Annotated in this window: 19 protein-coding genes and 1 tRNA gene; 18 read left to right on the plus strand and 2 right to left on the minus strand. The window is 71.7% G+C overall.

What is annotated here, in order from left to right; genetic code table 11:
- Positions 1 to 68: 68 nt before the first annotated feature.
- From IF46_RS0103185 to IF46_RS0103195, 3 genes are read left to right on the plus strand one after another with little or no spacing between them, the layout of a single operon-like run.
- Positions 69 to 707, plus strand: a complete 639-nt coding sequence (locus tag IF46_RS0103185) for an FtsB family cell division protein (protein ID WP_030486736.1) — start codon at positions 69 to 71, stop codon at positions 705 to 707.
- 34 nt (positions 708 to 741) lie between these two features.
- Positions 742 to 1299: a DUF501 domain-containing protein gene (locus tag IF46_RS0103190; protein WP_030486737.1), complete on the plus strand. Its 558-nt coding sequence runs from the start codon at positions 742 to 744 to the stop codon at positions 1297 to 1299.
- On the plus strand, positions 1296 to 1832 hold the full coding sequence (locus IF46_RS0103195) for an amino-acid N-acetyltransferase (RefSeq protein WP_051723605.1): 537 nt from the start codon (positions 1296 to 1298) through the stop codon (positions 1830 to 1832). Before IF46_RS0103190 ends, IF46_RS0103195 begins: the two co-directional genes overlap by 4 nt.
- Before the next feature lies 1 nt (position 1833).
- On the opposite strand, the gene IF46_RS0103200 is transcribed toward IF46_RS0103195, so the two are convergent.
- Positions 1834 to 2724, minus strand: a complete 891-nt coding sequence (locus IF46_RS0103200; RefSeq protein ID WP_157562529.1) for an alpha/beta hydrolase family esterase — start codon at positions 2722 to 2724, stop codon at positions 1834 to 1836.
- Between the two features lie 96 nt (positions 2725 to 2820).
- Here IF46_RS0103200 and IF46_RS32145 point away from each other — a divergent pair, with 96 nt between their 5' ends.
- From IF46_RS32145 to IF46_RS0103265, 13 genes are all read left to right on the plus strand, one after another.
- Positions 2821 to 3828: an ArsR/SmtB family transcription factor gene (locus IF46_RS32145; protein WP_051723588.1), complete on the plus strand. Its 1008-nt coding sequence runs from the start codon at positions 2821 to 2823 to the stop codon at positions 3826 to 3828.
- 118 nt (positions 3829 to 3946) lie between these two features.
- Positions 3947 to 4891 (plus strand): Ppx/GppA phosphatase family protein, encoded by a 945-nt coding sequence (locus IF46_RS0103210; RefSeq protein ID WP_036390823.1) that lies wholly within the window; start codon positions 3947 to 3949, stop codon positions 4889 to 4891.
- A 163-nt stretch (positions 4892 to 5054) separates the two neighbouring features.
- Positions 5055 to 5387 (plus strand): PadR family transcriptional regulator, encoded by a 333-nt coding sequence (locus IF46_RS0103215; RefSeq protein WP_030486742.1) that lies wholly within the window; start codon positions 5055 to 5057, stop codon positions 5385 to 5387.
- Complete coding sequence (locus IF46_RS0103220; RefSeq protein WP_030486743.1) at positions 5384 to 6409, plus strand: HAAS signaling domain-containing protein; 1026 nt, start codon at positions 5384 to 5386, stop codon at positions 6407 to 6409. Before IF46_RS0103215 ends, IF46_RS0103220 begins: the two co-directional genes overlap by 4 nt.
- A 130-nt stretch (positions 6410 to 6539) precedes the next feature.
- A complete protein-coding gene (locus IF46_RS0103225; RefSeq protein ID WP_084597731.1) occupies positions 6540 to 7100 on the plus strand; it encodes an LppU/SCO3897 family protein in 561 nt (186 codons plus the stop codon).
- A gap of 199 nt (positions 7101 to 7299) precedes the next feature.
- Complete coding sequence (locus IF46_RS0103230) at positions 7300 to 7986, plus strand: dienelactone hydrolase family protein (protein WP_030486745.1); 687 nt, start codon at positions 7300 to 7302, stop codon at positions 7984 to 7986.
- A complete protein-coding gene (locus IF46_RS0103235) occupies positions 7979 to 8719 on the plus strand; it encodes a uracil-DNA glycosylase family protein (RefSeq protein ID WP_030486746.1) in 741 nt (246 codons plus the stop codon). Before IF46_RS0103230 ends, IF46_RS0103235 begins: the two co-directional genes overlap by 8 nt.
- Before the next feature lie 22 nt (positions 8720 to 8741).
- Complete coding sequence (locus IF46_RS0103240; RefSeq protein ID WP_030486747.1) at positions 8742 to 9527, plus strand: DUF4129 domain-containing protein; 786 nt, start codon at positions 8742 to 8744, stop codon at positions 9525 to 9527.
- Positions 9524 to 10108, plus strand: coding sequence for a hypothetical protein (locus IF46_RS0103245; RefSeq protein ID WP_030486748.1), 585 nt, complete (start codon positions 9524 to 9526; stop codon positions 10106 to 10108). The genes IF46_RS0103240 and IF46_RS0103245 overlap by 4 nt, the downstream gene beginning before the upstream one ends.
- Positions 10108 to 11115, plus strand: coding sequence for an AAA family ATPase (locus IF46_RS0103250; protein ID WP_030486749.1), 1008 nt, complete (start codon positions 10108 to 10110; stop codon positions 11113 to 11115). Before IF46_RS0103245 ends, IF46_RS0103250 begins: the two co-directional genes overlap by 1 nt.
- Positions 11115 to 12557, plus strand: a complete 1443-nt coding sequence (locus IF46_RS0103255; protein ID WP_030486750.1) for a DUF58 domain-containing protein — start codon at positions 11115 to 11117, stop codon at positions 12555 to 12557. The genes IF46_RS0103250 and IF46_RS0103255 overlap by 1 nt, the downstream gene beginning before the upstream one ends.
- Before the next feature lie 111 nt (positions 12558 to 12668).
- Positions 12669 to 13229, plus strand: coding sequence for a hypothetical protein (locus IF46_RS0103260; protein ID WP_030486751.1), 561 nt, complete (start codon positions 12669 to 12671; stop codon positions 13227 to 13229).
- Positions 13230 to 13331: 102 nt separating this feature from the next.
- Positions 13332 to 14663: an NAD(P)/FAD-dependent oxidoreductase gene (locus tag IF46_RS0103265; protein ID WP_030486752.1), complete on the plus strand. Its 1332-nt coding sequence runs from the start codon at positions 13332 to 13334 to the stop codon at positions 14661 to 14663.
- A 67-nt stretch (positions 14664 to 14730) separates the two neighbouring features.
- Here IF46_RS0103265 and IF46_RS0103270 read toward each other — a convergent pair whose 3' ends face one another.
- On the minus strand, positions 14731 to 16590 hold the full coding sequence (locus IF46_RS0103270; protein ID WP_030486753.1) for a hypothetical protein: 1860 nt from the start codon (positions 16588 to 16590) through the stop codon (positions 14731 to 14733).
- 103 nt (positions 16591 to 16693) lie between these two features.
- Here IF46_RS0103270 and IF46_RS0103275 point away from each other — a divergent pair.
- Both IF46_RS0103275 and IF46_RS0103280 read left to right on the plus strand, forming a co-directional pair.
- Positions 16694 to 16777, plus strand: a tRNA-Leu gene (locus IF46_RS0103275).
- 103 nt (positions 16778 to 16880) lie between these two features.
- The gene (locus IF46_RS0103280) at positions 16881 to 17696 is read left to right on the plus strand and encodes a Bax inhibitor-1/YccA family membrane protein (RefSeq protein ID WP_030486754.1); all 816 of its coding nucleotides are present in this window, start codon (positions 16881 to 16883) and stop codon (positions 17694 to 17696) included.
- Positions 17697 to 17753: the final 57 nt, after the last annotated feature.

Raw genomic sequence — 17753 nt, forward strand, 5'->3', positions numbered from 1 at the left:
GGGGGGCCCCGCTGCGGGGCTCCCCGACGACCTCGTAACGCACGAAGCCTCGGGGGAGGGGTGTGACGATGCAGCAGCGCCGCACACCGGGTGGTCAGCGTCCCGCCCGCCGACCGGGTCAGTCCGGTCGGCCGGGCGGCGGCCGCGCCACACGGGGATCGGTCCGGGAGGCCGGCGTACGCGCCGAACCGCGCGCCGCTGGTCGGGCACCGGGTGCTGCCCGGGGCGCCGACGGCGTGCGCTCCGCGAATCGTCCGGCCGCCGCTCGGCGTACCGCTGCTGGTGGTGCCGTGAAGCGGCTCTCCGCACCCCATCCCCGTCGCTTCACCGGTCGGGCCACCGTGTTGTTCGCGGTCCTGATCGCGCTCGCGCTGGCCTACACCTACCCGGTCCGGGTCTACCTGGACCAGCAGGCCGACATCGAGCGGATGGAGGCCGCCCAGGCGGTGCAGGAGGCGGAGATCGCCAAGCTCACCGCCGAGGCCGCCAACTGGCAAGACGACGAGTACATCAAGACGCAGGCTCGGGAGCGGTTCTTCATGGGCCCGCCGGGCGAGAAGATGATGGTGGTGCTGCACGACCCGGAGGGCGCCGCCCGCGACGCTGGGAAGTCGGCCGGTTCGACCGCCCCAGCCGGGCCGGTGACCTGGTACGACACGCTCTGGTCGAGCGTGCAGGCGGCGGACAGCCAGCAGCCGGGCAAGTGAGTCACCCACCAGCACACCAGGAGAGATGGGCACCGTGACTGTCGTACCACCGTCGGAGCCGGCGGCGGATTCCGTTCCCCTGCCGCAGCGGGAGCCGGCCACCGAGGCCGACCTGGCGGCGGTGGCCGCGCAGCTCGGCCGCACGCCCCGAGGCACCCGGGCGGTGGCCCACCGTTGCCCGTGTGGCCTTCCCGACGTGGTGGAGACGACTCCCCGCCTCGCCGACGGCACCCCGTTTCCGACCCTCTACTACCTGACCTGCCCCCGGGCCACCGCCGTGTGCAGCCGGTTGGAGTCGGCGGGGCTGATGAAGGAGATGGCGGACCGGCTGGCGACGGATCCCGAGCTGGCGGCCCACTACCGTGCCGCGCACGAGGACTACCTCGCCCGTCGGGAGGCGATCGGCGAGGTGCCGGAGATCGCCGGCATCTCGGCCGGCGGGATGCCAGGCCGGGTCAAGTGCCTGCACGTGCACCTGGGGCATGCGCTGGGCGCCGGCCCCGGGGTGAACCCGTTCGGCGACGAGACGTTGGAGCTGGTCGAGCCCTGGTGGTCGGCTGGGCCGTGCGTGGACGTGCCGGCGGCCGAATGAGCGCGCAGGCAGAGCCGTCGGCATCCGAGAGTCAGATCCCCATCCGGCGGGCCCGCACCGAAGACGTGCGGGGCATCCGGCGGCTGATCGACACCTACACCGACGACCGGCGCCTGCTGAGCAAGGCCACCGTCACCCTCTTCGAGCACGTGCAGGAGTTCCGGGTCGCGGTCCGGGCCGAGGACGACGTCGTGGTGGGCTGTGGGGCGCTGCACGTCATGTGGGAAGACCTGGCCGAGATCCGCACGGTGGCTGTGGACCCGTCCTGCCGGGGCCAGCGGATCGGTCACCGGCTGGTCGGCGAGCTGATCGATGCGGCCCGGGAGCTGGGTGTGGCGCGGATCTTCGTGCTCACCTTCGAGACCCGGTTCTTCGGCTCGTTCGGCTTCCGGGAGATCGACGGCGCTCCGGTGCCACAACCGGTGTACGAGCAGTTGCTGCGCTCGTACGACGAGGGTGTCGCGGAGTTCCTGAACCTGGAGCGGGTCAAACCGAACACGTTGGGCAACACCCGGATGCTGCTGCGCCTGTAGATCAGGCCTTGCGCGGGTGCGCGGCGAAGAACTCCCACATCAGGTCGGTGGCGGACAGACCCGCGGCGGGTGCGGCGAGCTGACCGGATTTCGCCCCCGGCCAGCTGTGGCCCATGTCGGCGATGGTGTAGACGCTTACCTCGCTGCCGTCCGCGCAGCCCGCCACCGTGTGCGTCACACCCGGCACCCCGGACGCCTTCGGGCTCGGTCGGCAACTGAGCCGCTGCTGCCAGGTCCGCATCCCCGTCTGGAAGGTCGAGGCGTACCGGTCCTGGCCGCCGATGAAGGTGATCACGGAGACCGGGCTCTTCGGCACGTAGCTCTCGGCGGTGGTCAGTTTCCCGCTGTAACCGCCACTGACGACCCCGATCGCGGCGAACTTGCCGGTGCCCTCGACCGCTGCCCGGAAGCTCATGTCGCCGCCGTTCGAGATGCCGGTGAGGAAGACCCGGTTGGGGTCCGCATTCCAGGTCTGCACCAGGTGGTCGGTGAGGGTACTGAGGAAGCCGACGTCGTCCTGACTGCCGCAGCAGATCAGCGCGTTGAAGCCGCCGCCCACCCCGTCGGGGTAGGCGACCAGCACGTTGTCCGTGTCGGCCTTGGCGTCCAAGCCCGCCAGCTCGCGCATTGAGGGTCCGGCGCCGGGGTAGAAGTGCAGTGCGACGACCAGGGCGGACGGCCGGTTCGGGTCGTACCCGGGCGGCGCGTACAACAGGTAGGTGCGGTCGGTCCCGTTGTGCTTGAGAGTGAGCAGGTGGTCGCCGGCCGCCGGGCGTTCAGCCGACGCGGACGGCGCGACTGGCGGGGTCGACGAGGGCTGCCCCCGCTCACCACAAGCTACCGCCGCGACGACGAGGCAGAGCCCCGTCAACACTGCCACCGTTCGCCGCATGCCGGCCACCCCCCGTCGACCCCGCGTCCACACTGGAGATCGTCCGGCTGCGGATCAACCCTTTCGGTCCTGGGCGAAGGCAGGCAGGCTGTTGGCATGCTTCGCCTCCAGCTCGGGTCGGCCGACCTGTGCCGGGTGCGGTTCGCCGATCGGCTGCATCCGGTCGGGATCGCGCTGCTGGCCGGGCAGTGGCTGCGCGATCCCACGGTCGCGGCGATGGCGCCGACACTGGCCGGGCGGGCGGCGGCGGCCGAGGGCACGGCTGCCGCGCAGGCGGCCACCGCGATCCTGCGACACCTGCTGCCCGACCGGGGGCGCCTACCGGATTTCGTGACTCCCTTCGACGGTCTGGAGTCGGTCGAGGCCGGCCTGGAGGCGATTCGGGCCACCCCGGCGCGGCGGGTCCGCGCCGAGGTCACCACGGCGTACGCGGAGACGACCGTCAGCCCGCTGCGGCGGCGGTTCGCGGCGGCCGATCCGGAGGTGCTGGACCTGTTCGGCGGAGCCGTTCGGACCTGGTTCGACGTGGTGCTCGAACCGCACTGGGCCGAGCTGACGTCGGCGTACCGTCAGCAGGTGACCTCCGCCAGCCTGCGGCTGGCGCAGCACGGCCTGGCCGGCCTCTTCGCGGGTCTGCACCCGGCGATCCGCTGGCGCGAGCCGGTGCTGGAGGTACGGACGTGGTGGGACGGGGATCTTCCCGGCACCGGCCACGGCCTCATCCTGCTGCCGTCCCCGTTGGCCGGGCCACGCCCCCGGGTGCTCGTCGAGCCGGGTCAACCGATCCTGCTCGTCTACCCGGTGATAGTGCCCGCACGCGGGGCCACCGCTGACGACGATGCCCTCGGCCGGCTGCTCGGCGTCACCCGGGCGCTTGTGCTGCGCCGGCTGGCGGCCGACGGTGGGTTGACCACCACCCTGTTGTCCCGGGCCGCCGGGATCAGTCTCTCCTCGGCCTCGGAGCACGCCACCGCCCTGCGGGCCGCTGGTCTGGTGGCCAGCGAGCGGGAGGGCGGGGCCGTCCGGCATCACCTGACCGCGCTCGGCGCGGAGCTGTTGGGTGCCGGTCGCCCTGTTGAGCGTGATGCCCCTGAGTCATTTTGATGACTGGTAGTCATCGGCCTCAGTAGGGCGACCGGCCGCCAGGCCGGCTGCCGTCTGCTCGGCCCACCAGGCAGGCGCCGCCGGTGGGCTGTCGTAGGGTTGCGGGGTGACGACGCGTGTGGCGGCCATCGACTGCGGGACCAACTCGATCCGACTGCTGGTCGCCGACCTGCCCGAGGCCTCGGCCGGGCCGCAGGCGCCGCTTGTCGACCTGACCCGGCGGATGGAGATCGTCCGGCTGGGGCAGGGCGTGGACCGCACCGGCCGGCTCGCCCCGGAGGCGATCGAGCGGACCCGGGTGGCGTTGGCGTCGTACGCCGCCGACATCGAGAAGCTGGGTGCGCAGCGGGTGCGGATGTGCGCCACCTCGGCTTCCCGGGACGCCGCCAACGCCGCCGAATTCACCGACATGGTGCAGCGCACCCTCGGGGTGGCGCCCGAGGTGGTCAGCGGCGACGAGGAGGCCCGGCTGTCGTTCACCGGCGCGGTGCGCGGGCTGCCCGCCGACGCGCAGGAGCCGTTCCTGGTCGTCGACATCGGTGGCGGTTCCACCGAGTTCGTGGTCGGTGACCGGGCCGCCGGGGTGCGGTCGGCGATCTCGGTCGACATCGGCTGCGTCCGGATGACCGAGCGGCACCTGCCCAGTGACCCGCCGACGCCCGAGCAGGTCGCGGCCGCGGAGGCCGACATCGCTGCCGTGGTGGACCGGGCGCTCGCTGCGGTCCCCGGCCGCGAGGCGGCCACCCTGGTCGGCCTCGCCGGGTCGGTCACCACAGTGGTCGCCCTCGCTCAGGGCCTGCGAGAGTACGACCCGGAGCGCATCCACCACGCCCGGGTGTCGTACGAGGAGGTCGCCCAGGTGACCGCTGACCTGCTGGGTCAGACCCGTACGCAGCGGTTGGTGAGCCCGGTGATGCACCCGGGCCGGGCTGACGTGATCGGCGCGGGCGCGCTGGTGCTTCGCGTGATCATGGAGCGGGCCGGGATGCCGTCGGTGGTCGCCTCGGAGCACGACATCCTCGACGGCATCGCCTGGAGCCTCCAGCCAGCCACCGCGGGCTAGCACGCTTGATCAACTCTCCTTCATTGAAACTGCGGTGTCCGAGTGCCTCGGATGCCCCGACTTTCTGAAAACCGAGTCGATCACCGCCCCGCCCCGCCCCGCCGCTCGGCGTGTGGGGCCTGATCGTTGACGCTACTTCGCATTGCGCAGTAGTGTGCAATGCGTGGACACCACACAGTTGCTGAAGGGCGTGCTCGATCTGGCCGTCCTGGCCGTCCTCCGAGAGGAGGACGGTTACGGTTACGACATCCTGCGCCGCCTTCGCGAGGCCGGCCTGGAAGAGGTCGGCGACGCCTCGGTCTACGGGACGCTGCGCCGCCTCTTCGCCGCCGGCCTGCTCACCACCTACGTGGTGCCGAGCGAATCCGGGCCGCACCGCAAGTACTACTCACTCAACGCCGCAGGGCGCGACCAGTTGACTCGCTCCGGCAAGCTCTGGCGCTCATTCGCCACCACCATGGACGCTCTGCTCGACGATCGGGGGCTGGCGGCATGACCGTCACGGAGCAGGAGATCACCGACTACGTGGCGCGGGTTCGGGCCGCTCTGGCCGACCTGCCGCCCACCCAACGCGACGAGCTGACCGAGGACCTCGCCGACCACCTCACCGAGGTCGCGGCCGAGTCCGAGGGCACCCTGGTCGAGCGGCTGGGCGAGCCCGAGACGTACGCGGCCGAGCTGCGCGCCGCGGCCGGCGCCGCGCCGGGCAGCGGGCGCAATCTCGACCAGCGGGTGGCGAGCGCGATGGCCCGGGCCCGCGGCCGGCTGCGCGCGCTCGACACCCGGCTGGGCCCACCCCTGGGGTACGCGACGGCCAGCGACTTCCTCCGACTGTTGCGCCCGGCCTGGTGGGTGCTGCGCGGTTATCTGGCGGCGATGCTGGTCACGGTGATCACCACCGGTGGCGAATTCGGTTTGCTGCCCCGGTTCGGCGGTGAGCTGCTCGCCGGCCTGATCATGCTGATCGGCTTCGTGCTCGGCTCCATCTGGATCGGTCGCCGTTCGGCCCAGCTGACCCGCTGGCCGCGCTCGGCCGTGCAGGTCGCCAGCGTGGTGCTGGTGGTCTTCGCGTTCGCCGCCCTGATGCAGGCCGAGGACCGGATGCGCTACGGCGACTACGGCTACGACCAGACCTCGGTCGACAGCCAGTACGACCGGGTCCGGGACGTCTTCGTCTACGACAGCGAGGGCCGCCTGGTGGAGAACGCCCGGCTCTTCGACCAGAACGGCAACCCGATCCGGCTCGGCTACCCGGACTGCTTGTCAGGCGCCTATGTAAAGCAGACCCTGCGGGCATACCCGTACTGCCCGGAGCAGGCGCCCTTCGTGCCCCGCGCGCCGGGCGCACCCCTCCCGCCGACGTCACCGACGAGCACGCCCGACCCGACGAGCACGCCGGACCCGACCAGCACGCCCGACCCGAGCGGCACATCCGCGCCGACCGGTACGCCGTTGCCGACTGGTACGGCCACCGGCCTGCCGCCGAGCGGCACACCGACACCCACCCCGACGAGCTGAACCACGGTGTGAATTGGATCATGCAGGCGATGCTGGGAAATAACTGAACGGACGAGGCGAGCGGGACGACACCGGAAATCAATGATCGTTACGGTGTCGTCTGCTCATCAACCCCTCGGAAGGAACCCCCGTGCCAGAGCAGGTCGCACCGCCCCCCGCGCCCGACGCCGCAACCCCTGAGCCGGCCGTCGAGACGCCGCAAGCGGCCGCGCCGCAGCAGCCCGAGTCGCAGCAGACCGAGTCGGACCCGGCCGAGCAGGAGGCGGCCGAGACTCCGCAGGCGACCGAGCCGAAGGCGGAGAAGTCCGGTGCCAAGAAGGCCCTCGGCATCGTCGGTGCGATCCTCGCCGTAGTCGTCATCGCCGGTCTGAAGTTCGGCGTCGCCTCGGCGATCGGCGACTACTTCAACAAGGACGAGACCGCCGATGCCAAGACCGGCGACTGCATCGCCGAGCTGCCCGAGGTCAAGGGCAACGAGCAGGAGGAGGTCGACGGCGCCAAGATCGTCGATTGCACCTCTACCGAGGCGGCGTACAACGTGGTCGGTCGGGTGGACGGCCAGACCGCGGCTCAGGCCAAGGCCGACACCGCCTGCACCCAGTTCTTCAAGGAGGGCGAGGAGGGGTACATCTTCTCCAGCATCGAGCCGGGCAAGACGGGCTACCTGCTCTGCCTGACCAAGAAGGCCTGAACCAAGCGGTAGATCGGCATCGATGGCGGCGGGAGCAGGCCCCGCCGCCATCGGCGTACCTGGAGTCACCAGAGGGCGAACAGGAGGTGAATGCCACTGTTCCGGCGTCTTCCCGAGGGCCGCGTGGCGTGGCAGGCTACCGGCACGTAGGACCACTGGGCGACCAGCCAACGATGACTGACCGCTAGGAGGACGGCCCATGGGCGAAATGGTGAGCTACCGCAGCAACGGGGGCACGAGCGAGGGGTATCTCGCGATACCCGCCCGCGGCACGGCCAGCCCCGCCGTCATCGTCATCCAGGAATGGTGGGGCCTGGTCCCGCACATCCGGTCGGTGGCAGACCGGTTCGCCGAGGCCGGTTTCGTGGCCCTCGCCCCGGATTTCTACCACGGTGAGACGACAAGCGAGCCGGACGAGGCGCAGCGGCTCCTGCTGGCGATGCGGATGGACGAGGCGGCGAAGGACATCGCTGGAGCGGCCGACTATCTCGCCGGGCGGCCCGAGGTCACCGGCAAGGTCGGCGCTGTGGGCTTCTGCGCCGGCGGCAGCCTGGCCCTATGGTCGGCCACCATCTCCGAGCGGATCGTCGCCGCCGCTGGCTTCTACCCCGTGCTGCCCTGGGAATCGATGCGCCCCGACTGGGCGGACTACGCCGGCAAGGCAGCGGTCATCCACTGCTCCGAAGAGGACGGCACCTCCGCCGACGAGGGCGTACAGACCGCTCGTCGAGCCATCGAAGAGGCCGGCGGCGACTGCCACCTCTACGACTACCCGGGCACCTCGCACGCGTTCTTCAACGACGACCGGCCGGAGGCGTTCGACCAGCGCGCCGCCGCCAGCGCCTGGGCCCGCACCCTGGAACTCTTCCGGGCCAAGCTTGGCTGAGACGCGTACCCCCGATCAGGTGGTCGCCCGCGCAGCGCGGGCGGCCGACCTGGCCGACCTCGACGCGGCCGTGAGCGACTGTTTCGCCTGCCCACGGTTGGTGCAGTGGCGGGAGGAGGTGGCCCGCACCCGCCGGGCCGCCTTCCGCGACCAGGAGTACTGGGGTCGACCGGTGCCGGGCTTCGGCACCGCTGACGCGCGGATCGCCATCCTCGGGCTGGCACCCGCCGCGCACGGCGGCAATCGCACCGGCCGGATCTTCACCGGTGACCGGTCGGGTGACGTGCTCTTCGCCGCGCTGCACCGGGCCGGGCTGGCCAACCAGCCGACAAGTGTCGCCGCCGACGACGGGCTCACCCTGCGGGACCTGCGCATCTTCTCGGCCGTCCGCTGCGCGCCGCCGGACAACAAGCCGATCCCGTCGGAACGGGACACCTGTGCGCCCTGGCTGCACCGCGAGGTCACGCTGATCCGGCCCACCCTGCGCGTCGTGGTGGCGCTTGGCGCGTTCGCCTGGGCCGCGTGGTGGCCGGTGCTCCGCGAGGTGTACGGGCAGCGCCCGCCCAGCCCGCGACCGGCGTTCGGTCATGGGGCACACTGGTCCGGCACGGCCGCTCCGGACTTGCTCGGCTGCTACCACGTCAGTCAGCAGAACACCTTCACCGGGCGGTTGACACCAGAGATGTTGGACGACGTCTTCGGCCAGGCCAAACAGCTGGCCGGAGTGGACTGAGGCGACGCGTGGGGTGGTGGCGATGACAGACGGCACACGCCCGCCCACGCCGTTACCGTCCGCCGAGCCGGGTGTGCTGCGCCCGGTGCGCGGCCTGCTCCGCCGGTGGTGGCCGGTCGGCGTGGTCGCCGCCCTGCTCGCCGGTGCCGCGCTGGCGTCCGCGCACTCATCGATCGGGGCCAGTCGGATCCCGCCCGCCGCGGACAACGTTCCCTGGGTTCCCGAGTACCCGACCGCCGAGCCGTCGCGGTCGATTCCGATCGAGCCGCGCGACGCCGGTGAAGCCACCCAGGCGCACATCCCGCAGTGGGTCTCCACGGTGGCGATCGTCCTGCTTGGGCTGGCCATCCTCGCCGCGCTCGGATACCTCTCCTGGATGCTGATCCGGGGCGCGCTGCGCCGCACCACCCGGGCGCTGCCGGCGCAGCGGGCCCGTCGTACCGCCGAGGGCACTGCCCGCGAGGTGGTCGCCGCTCTCGACGCCGGCCTGGTGGAGCTCGACGACCGCGACACCGACCCCCGGGTGGCGGTGATCGCCTGCTGGGTGCGCCTAGAGGAGACCGCAGCCGGGGCCGGTGTGCCGAGGCTCGCCGGGGATACCCCCACCGACCTGGTCAGCCGGCTGCTGCAGGGTGACCCGGCGGCGGGAGTGCCGGCGATCGCAAGCACCGACGTGCTGGCCGAGTTCGCGCACGTCTACCGGGAGGCCCGGTACGCCACCCACCCGGTCGGCGAGCGCACCCGGGACCAGGCCCGCGCCGCCCTTGGCCGGTTGCGCGGAGAGCTCACCGCGGCGGTGATCTCGTGAGTAGCACCAGCATCGACGATCTGCTCGCGTTCGAGGAGGAGGCGGCGCCGGCCGGTCCGCAGGCCCGCCCTTCCCGGTGGCGTCCGGTGCTGCGCGCTCTCGTGTGGGCCGCCGCGTTGGTCGCGGTGCTGCTCGTCGGCCTCCGCGCGGTGGGCCTGCAGGTCTCACTGCCAGTGCTGATCGCCGGGGTGCTCGCCGTGCTGGCGGTCCGCCGGGTCACCGCCCTGCTCGCGCCGCCACCTCCGCCGCCGCCGGCTCGCCGGGCCGGCACGGGTGAAGAGGACGGCAGCTACAACTGGGGCGCCCGGGACGCGCTGCGTGGCGCGATCAACCAGTGGGAACGGCCCCTGGACTGGTCCTCGAACCGAACCGAACGTTTCACCGAGGTGGTCCTGCCCCGGATCGGTGAGCTGGCCGACGAGCGGATGCGTCTGAAACACGGCGTCACCCGTGAGTCGGATCCCGCCCGCGCCCGCGTCCTGCTGGGTGAGCGCCTGTGGACGTTTCTGGAGACCCCACCTCGCCGCACCCCGTCGCCGCGCGACCTCGCGGTGATCGTCGCCGAACTGGAGCAAATTTGATGAAGGACGTGGACCGGAGCATTGCCCCCGCCGAGGTCGGGCACCTGGCGCGGGCGGTCCTGGACGCGGTCGGCACCGTGGTGGTCGGCAAGCGGGACGCGTTGGAGCTGGTCCTCGCCGGCATCCTGGCGGGCGGGCACGTGCTCCTGGAGGATCTGCCGGGGCTCGGCAAGACGCTCACCGCACGCTCGTTCGCCCAGGCGCTCGGGTTGGACTTCCGGCGGTTGCAGTTCACCCCCGACCTGCTCCCCGCCGACGTCACCGGCTCGTTCCTCTACGACCAGCGCAACGGCGACTTCACCTTCCGGGCCGGCCCGGTCTTCACCAACCTGCTCCTCGCCGACGAGATCAACCGGACGCCGCCGAAGACCCAGTCCGCGCTGCTGGAGGCGATGCAGGAGAAGCAGGTGTCGGTGGAGGGTGTGACCTACAAGCTGGACGAGCCGTTCCACGTGCTGGCTACCGCCAACCCCATCGAGTACGAGGGCACCTATCCGCTGCCGGAGGCGCAGCTGGACCGGTTCCTGCTGCGGGTCTCCTTCGGTTACCCGCAGCACGAGGAGGAGTGGGAGGTGCTGCGCCGGCGGATGAGCCGCCGCCGCGAGGAGGCGGAGATCAAGGCGGTGGTCGACGCGGCAACGCTGCGGGCCATGCAGGCCGCCCTGGAGGACGTGGTGGTGGAGGACTCCATCGGCCGCTACATCGTGTCGCTCACCGCGGCCACCCGGGAGCACCCGTCGGTGCTGGTTGGCGCCTCACCTCGCGGTTCGCTGGCGCTGCTGCTGCTGGCCCGGGTCCGCGCGGTGTTCGGCGGACGGGACTACGTGGTGCCGGAGGACGTCAAGGCGGTGGCGGCACCCGCGCTGGCCCACCGAATCACCCTGCGCCCGGAGATGTGGTTGCGCCGGGTCGACCCGGCGTTCGTGGTGGGCGAGGTGCTGGAGGCGACCCCCGCTCCGGCCAGTGGCGCCCTGCCCAGCTACGCAGCCGGCGGGCCCCGGCACTGATGACCGGACCGACCGTGCCGAGAGCCACCGAGGCGGAACCGGCTGCCGGCTGGGCACCAACCCCGGCGCTCGGCCGTGCGGTGCTGCTCACCGGTCTGCTGCTGGTGGCAGGGGTGCTGCTGGGGCGGGTCGACCTGATCGTGCTTGCCGCCCCGTTCGCCCTGGGCACCGCGTACGCGCTGCGCCGACGGCCCACGGCGCTGCCCCAGGTGTGGATCACCCAGGGTGACGACGGGCCGCTTGTCGAGGGCGGTGAGGTGACGGCGGCGGTGACCGTCGGCAACCCGGACACGATCGACTACGACCTGGTGGTGATGCGTTCCCGGGTGTCGCCGTGGCTGCGGATCGACCGGGCCGGCTTCGCCCACGACCAGGCCGTCGATGACGCGCCACCGAGCGCCGCTGCGGTGACCGGCGCAACGGCTCCGACCAACGGCACGGGCCGCTCCGGGGCGGACCGGCCGTTCGTGACGTCGGTGCCCGTCGGCGCCGCCGTCGACCTGGAGTTGGCCGGCAACGCCCTGCGCTGGGGCCGGCACCCGATCGGCCCAGCCGGTGCCCGGGTCGCCACGGCGGGCGGCCTGCTGGTCTCCCGGGCGGTGATCACCGAGCCGACCCTGGTGCGGGTGTACCCGCGTACCGAGCCGTTCGAGGCGGTGGAGGCGATGCCCCGTGCCGCCGGCCTGGTGGGGGCGCACCACTCCCGGCGGCCCGGAGAGGGCGGCGAGTTGGCCGGCGTACGCGTCTTCGCCCCCGGGGACCGGCTGCGCCGAATCGACTGGCGGGTCTCGTTGCGGGCCCGGCAACTGCACGTGGCCGCCACCCTCTCCGACCGGGATGCGGAGGTGGTGGTGCTGCTCGACGTACTCGCCGAGGCTGGCCGCTCCGGTGGGGTGGGTGGCGCGGCCTCGGTGCTGGACACCACCGTCCGGGCCACCGCAGCGATCGCCGAGCACTACCTGCACCGCGGCGACCGGGTCTCCCTGCTGGAGTACGGGCCGGCCGCCCGCCGGCTCCGGCCGGCCGCCGGGCGTCGGCAGTACCTGACCGTCCTGGAGTGGCTGCTCGACGTCCGGGTCCACGCGTCCGCGCACGAGCCGTACGACCAGGTGTTCGGCCCGCAACTGCTCTCCTCGGACGCGTTGGTGGTGGTGCTCACCCCGCTGTTGGACGAACGGTCGGCGCAGATGCTCGCCCGGCTGGCTCGCGGCGGGCGGTTCGTGGTGGCGGTCGACACGTTGCCGACCGACCTGGCGTCGCCGAAGGACCAGGGTTGGGCCGAGGTGGCGTACCGGCTGTGGCGGCTGGATCGGGAGATCATGATCGGGCAACTCCGGGAGCACGGCGTACCCGTGGTGCGCTGGGCTGGCGCCGGCAGCCTGGACCAGGTGCTGCGGGACGTGGCCCGGTTGGCGACGGCCCCAAGGGTGGGTGGCAGGTGAGCGCGAGGAGTGAGCTTGCGAGCCCCGCAGTCGCGAACGGAAGGCGGGCTCGGTGAGCGCGAGGAGTGAGCTTGCGAGCCCCGCAGCCGCGAACGGAAGGCGGGCCCGGTGATCAGTGGCGTCACGGAGCGGGTTCGGGCGGCCCAGAACGCCGTCACCCGGATTAGCGCGGCCCCGCTGTTGGTGCGGGCCGCGATCTTCGTCGTGGTTTTTGCCGGGTTTGTCCTGGCGTTCCCCGCCGAGGTGCTTCCCGGTCGGCCGATCCTCTTCCTGGCGGTCGCTGCCCTGCTGCCCGCGTTCGGGCCGCGTCGGATCTGGGCGACCTTCACGGCGTTGGTCACGGTCGGCGGTTGGCTGTTCGCCACCGACGGGTACGGCCGTCCGGTCGCCCTCTGGCGGCTGCTCGCCATCGCGGCCCTGCTCTATCTGGGCCACACCCTCTGCGCGCTGGCCGCGCTGTTGCCCTACGACGCGGTGGTGGACCCCGAGTTGATCACCCGTTGGTTGGTGCGCTCGGCCGCCGTGCTGCTGGGAGCCGCCGTGCTGGGAGTGCTGTTGTTGCAGGCCGCAGGCTTGGGTGGGGAAGCCGGATATCAGTGGGTCACCGTGCTGGGGCTGCTGGTGGCGGTGGGGACAGCAGCGTTGCTGGGCTGGCTGCTGCGCCGCCGGTGACCGCTGCGACGTGAGGGTTACGCAGGTCACATGGGTTGTGCTCCGTCACAGATGGGGGGCGCGAGCGGGATTACCTGAGCCGGCCGGGGAAAGATAGTCGACGTGAATCCGAAGCGGATCCTTGTGGTTGGTGCCGGGCACGTCGGTTTGTACGCCGCCCTGCGCCTGTCGAAGAAGCTCAGCTCCCGTGAGGCTGAGGTCATGGTTGTGGACCCCCAACCCCACATGACCTATCAGCCGTTCCTGCCCGAGGCGGCAGCGGGCAACATCTCCCCGCGGCACTCTGTGGTGCCGCTGCGGCGAGAGTTGCGCCGGTGCAAGATGGTGGCCGGCACGGTCACGCGGATCGAGCACGACCGCAAGGTGGCCACCGTGCAGCCGATCAGCGGCCCGGCCCGGGAGATCACCTACGACCACGTGATCGTGGCCCCGGGGTCGGTCTCCCGCACCCTGCCGATTCCCGGCCTGCACGAGCAGGGCATCGGGTTCAAGACCATCGGCGAGGCGATCTACCTGCGCAACCACGTGCTGGATCGGCTCGACGTGGCTGCCGCCACGCCGGATCCGGACGTTCGCCGTTCGGCGCTGACCTTCACCTTCGTCGGCGGTGGGTACGCCGGCATCGAGGCGCTCGCCGAGATGGAGGACATGGCTCGCGACGCCCTGCGCTACTACCCGGAGCTGAGCCAGGACGAGGTTCGCTGGGTGCTGGTCGAGGCCACCCAGCGGGTGCTGCCCGAGGTCGATCGGGACATGGGCGCCTACACGGTGCAGCAGCTGACGAAGCGGAACATGGACATCCGGCTGGACACCCGGCTCGAGTCCTGCGTCGACGGGGTGGTCAAGCTCTCCGACGGTGACAGCTTCCGGTCCGACACGATCGTCTGGACGGCCGGTGTGAAGCCGTCGCCGATGCTGGACGCGACCGACTTCCCGCGCGACGACCGTCGCCGGGTCACCTGCCTGCCCACTCTCCAGGTGGTCGACGGCGACCAGGTGGTCGAGGGTGCCTGGAGCGCCGGCGACTGCGCCGCCGTGCCGGACCTGACCAAGGAGCCGGGCAACTTCTGCTCGCCGAGCGCGCAGCACGCGGTGCGCCAGGCCTCCCGGATGGCCGACAACATCGTGGCCGTGCTTCGGGGTCGCGAGCCGGTGGACTACAAGCACAAGCACGCCGGTAGCGTCGCGAGCCTCGGCCTGCACAAGGGCGTGGCCCAGGTGTACGGGATCAAGATGACCGGCTGGCCGGCGTGGGTGATGCACCGGACGTACCACATGAGCCGGATCCCCTCGTTCAACCGCAAGGTCCGCGTGGTGGTGGACTGGTCGTTGGCGTTCTTCCTCAAGCGTGAGGTGGTTGCGCTGGGCCAGCTGCACGACCCGCGCGAGGAGTTCGTCGAGGCCTCCCAGCCCGTCGGTGCCCCCCGCGTCTGACCGTTAGCCCACTGACCCCGCCGATCTTGCACCAGAAGTGCAGGATCGGCGGGGTTTTGGGTTGTTGTCAGACGCGCCAGGTCCAGGCGTCGGCTACTCGAGTTGCTGGGCCGTAGAGCTTCTCTAGGGTTGCTCGGAGGGCCTCGGCGTGGGGGGCGTCGTCGGTGAGCGCCACGCAGGAGGCGCCCCAGAAGTCCGCGTCGCGGGTGGCCTGGCGGCGCTGCTCGTCACCGATGGCCGGTTGGTCGCCGCGCCGGGCGACATCCGCCAGCAGCGCGGAGGTTGGCTGCTTGAAGGTGCCCATCGCCGCGGTGCCACCCCTGCCGTACGGGCCGATGAAGAAGCCCTCCGGCAGCCCGAACCCGGCATCGGCGGCGGTCGCCCAGCGCATCGGCCAGGGCTCCTTCGGCGTGGGCAGCGGCACGGGGACCAGCACCCCGCCCGGGGCTACGCACTGTCGCCAGTGACCGCCGGTGATGAATTCCGGCACCGCCGGTCGTCCGGTGGTCGGCAGGGGGGTCGGAAAGATCGGCAGCAGTGCCACGCCGACGGCCAGTGGCACCAGCCGCCGGGCCCGACCGGAGCTACGCAGGGCCCGGTCGACCGCGATCACCAGCAGCGTCGCGACGATTGGCAGCAACGCCAGCGCGAACCGCATCGGCAACGCGCCGTCCACCACCGGTAACCCGCCGATCAGGGCGTACGGGCCGGGTAGCGCGGTCCTGGTGCCGCCGAGCACCACCTCCGGGCCGAGCGAGAGCGCACCCATCACCAGGCCCGCCACGACACAGGCGAAGACCAGCCGGCGTCGCCCGACCCAGATCGCGCAGGCCACGGCGACCAGCAGCAGTGGCCAGCCGAGGAACGTGTTGTACTCGGCCGGGCCGGTGGTCAGCCGGGCGGATTCGTCGCTGCCGGCCACCGACAGCGGGGAGACCGTCCACCAGCTGCTCAGGTCGGCGGAGAAGTAGGCCGGGGTGAACATCCCGTCGGCGACTCCCTGTGGCCCGGCGAACTGGAACCACAGCGGATAGCCGAGCACCAGCAGGGCGAGCCCGGCGGCGATCGCCAACCCACCGGCGAAGCCGGGGAGGGCTCTGCGGGCCAGGTCCCGGTCTGCCACGGCGTAGCTGATCGCCATCACCAGCAGCGTGATCGCGGCGAGGAAGAGCACCTCCTCGCCGATGAAGACCTGCGCGGTGACCGCGCCGGCCAGCCCCGCCGCGGAGGTGAACAGCCGACGCCGATCCAGCCCGCTGGGTCGGGTGCGGCCAGTCTCGTCGGGTGTCCCGAGCCCCGGGTCAGACGCCCGCAGCAGCCGGACCACCAGCCAGACGATCACCGGCACCAGCCATTGGGCGGTCATGTGCAGGTGGCTGTTGGTCTGCGAGACCATGCCGGGCCCGAAGCCGCACAGGCCGCCGCCGAGCGCGGCGGCGAGTCGGCGAGCGCGCAGCGTCCGGTGGAACAGCAGGTACCAGGCGAGGGCGGTGCCGGCGAGATTGGCGGCGGCGAGCAGCGCGAAGGTGACCGGCGCGCCGAGCAGCAGGGTGACCGGCGCGAAGAGGACGCCGAGTGCGATCACCGTGGTGTTGGCCATCAGGTTGACGCCGTCGGGGGCGTTGAGCCGGTCGGTGAGCAGGTCGAAGTCGCCGAGCAGCGCGCGGGCGTCCACCGCCAGGAACCACTCGTAGAGGGCCTGGTCCTCCGGGTTGAGCGCCAACGTGCGGCCGCCCGGGTCGGGCCACATCCCGTGGGTGAGCCAGCCGGCCAGCGCCGCGAAGATCAGAGCGGCCAGCAGGTCCACCCGGTGACGGCGGACGGCAGCCAGCAGCCGGGTGGCCCGAGGTCGGCGGTTGACCTGATCGGCGAGGCGGAATGCCTGCTCAGGGGCGGCGTCGGGGGCCGTGGGGGCTGCGCTGCTCACGGCACCGACCCTAATGTGGCCGGGCCGGCGGGGTACGCCGGGTCGCCGCAGACCAGCTACGGTGTCACTGCATCAGGCGTGTCGGCGCGCGCCGGTGCCACTCGCCCGGGTGGTGGAAAGGCAGACACGGCCGCCTTAAAAGCGGCTGCCGAAAGGCGTGCGGGTTCGACCCCCGCCCCGGGCACCAGTCGGCATACACATTCTCATTCGTGATCTCCAGGACTTGGCTGTGCCGTTTACTCTTGGAGGGCACGTTCACGTGCAAACGACCCCCTGAGGGAGGCCAGACAGTGAAGACCTCGAACCCGGTGCTCGCCCGGCTCGGCCAAGCGGCCGAGCGGGAGCGCTCCGCCGGGTACGCCCCGGCCGGGCCGTACGGACAGCCCGGCATTCCCCAGCAGTATCCGTCCGAGGCCGGCTACCCGGCCGCGCCGCCGACCGTGGCGCCCATGACCGTCGACGACGTGGTCGTCAAGACGGTTGCTCTGCTCGGCATCCTGGGCATCACCGCCGCAGCCGCCTGGGTGCTCGTGCCCGACGCGCTGGTCGGTACCGCCTGGATCGGTGCGGCGGTGGTCGGCCTGGTCCTCGGCTTGATCATTTCGTTCTCCCGGATGGCCAACCCGGCGCTCGTGATCGCGTACGCGGTCGTCGAGGGTGTCTTCGTCGGCATGGTCAGCAAGGCGTTCGAGACGGCCTACGACGGCATCGTGCTCCAGGCGGCAGCAGCCAGCTTCGGCATCTTCTTCCTGATGGCGATGCTCTACAAGGCGAAGGTCATCCGGGCCACCCCGGCCTTCGTCAAGGGCATGATCGCGGTGATGACCGGCCTCTTCGCGGTCATGATGATCAACCTGGTGCTGGCGCTGTTCGGCGTCAACACGGGCCTGCGCGACGGCAGCCCGCTGGCCATCGGCTTCAGCCTGGTCTGCATCGTGGTCGCCTCGCTGAGCTTCGTGCTCAGCTTCAAGGAGATCGAGGACGGCGTCCGGATGGGCCTGCCGCAGCGCTACTCCTGGGTGGCCGCGTTCGGCATCCTGGTCAGCCTGGTCTGGCTCTACATCGAGATCCTGCGCATGCTGAGCTACTTCCAGGGCGACGACTGACCTCGTCCGCACTGTCGACCGGCGCCCGTCCCCACTCCGGTGGGGGCGGGCGCCGTC

This window comes from Micromonospora chokoriensis (assembly GCF_000718555.1).
Taxonomy (GTDB): Bacteria; Actinomycetota; Actinomycetes; order Mycobacteriales; family Micromonosporaceae; genus Micromonospora; species Micromonospora chokoriensis_B.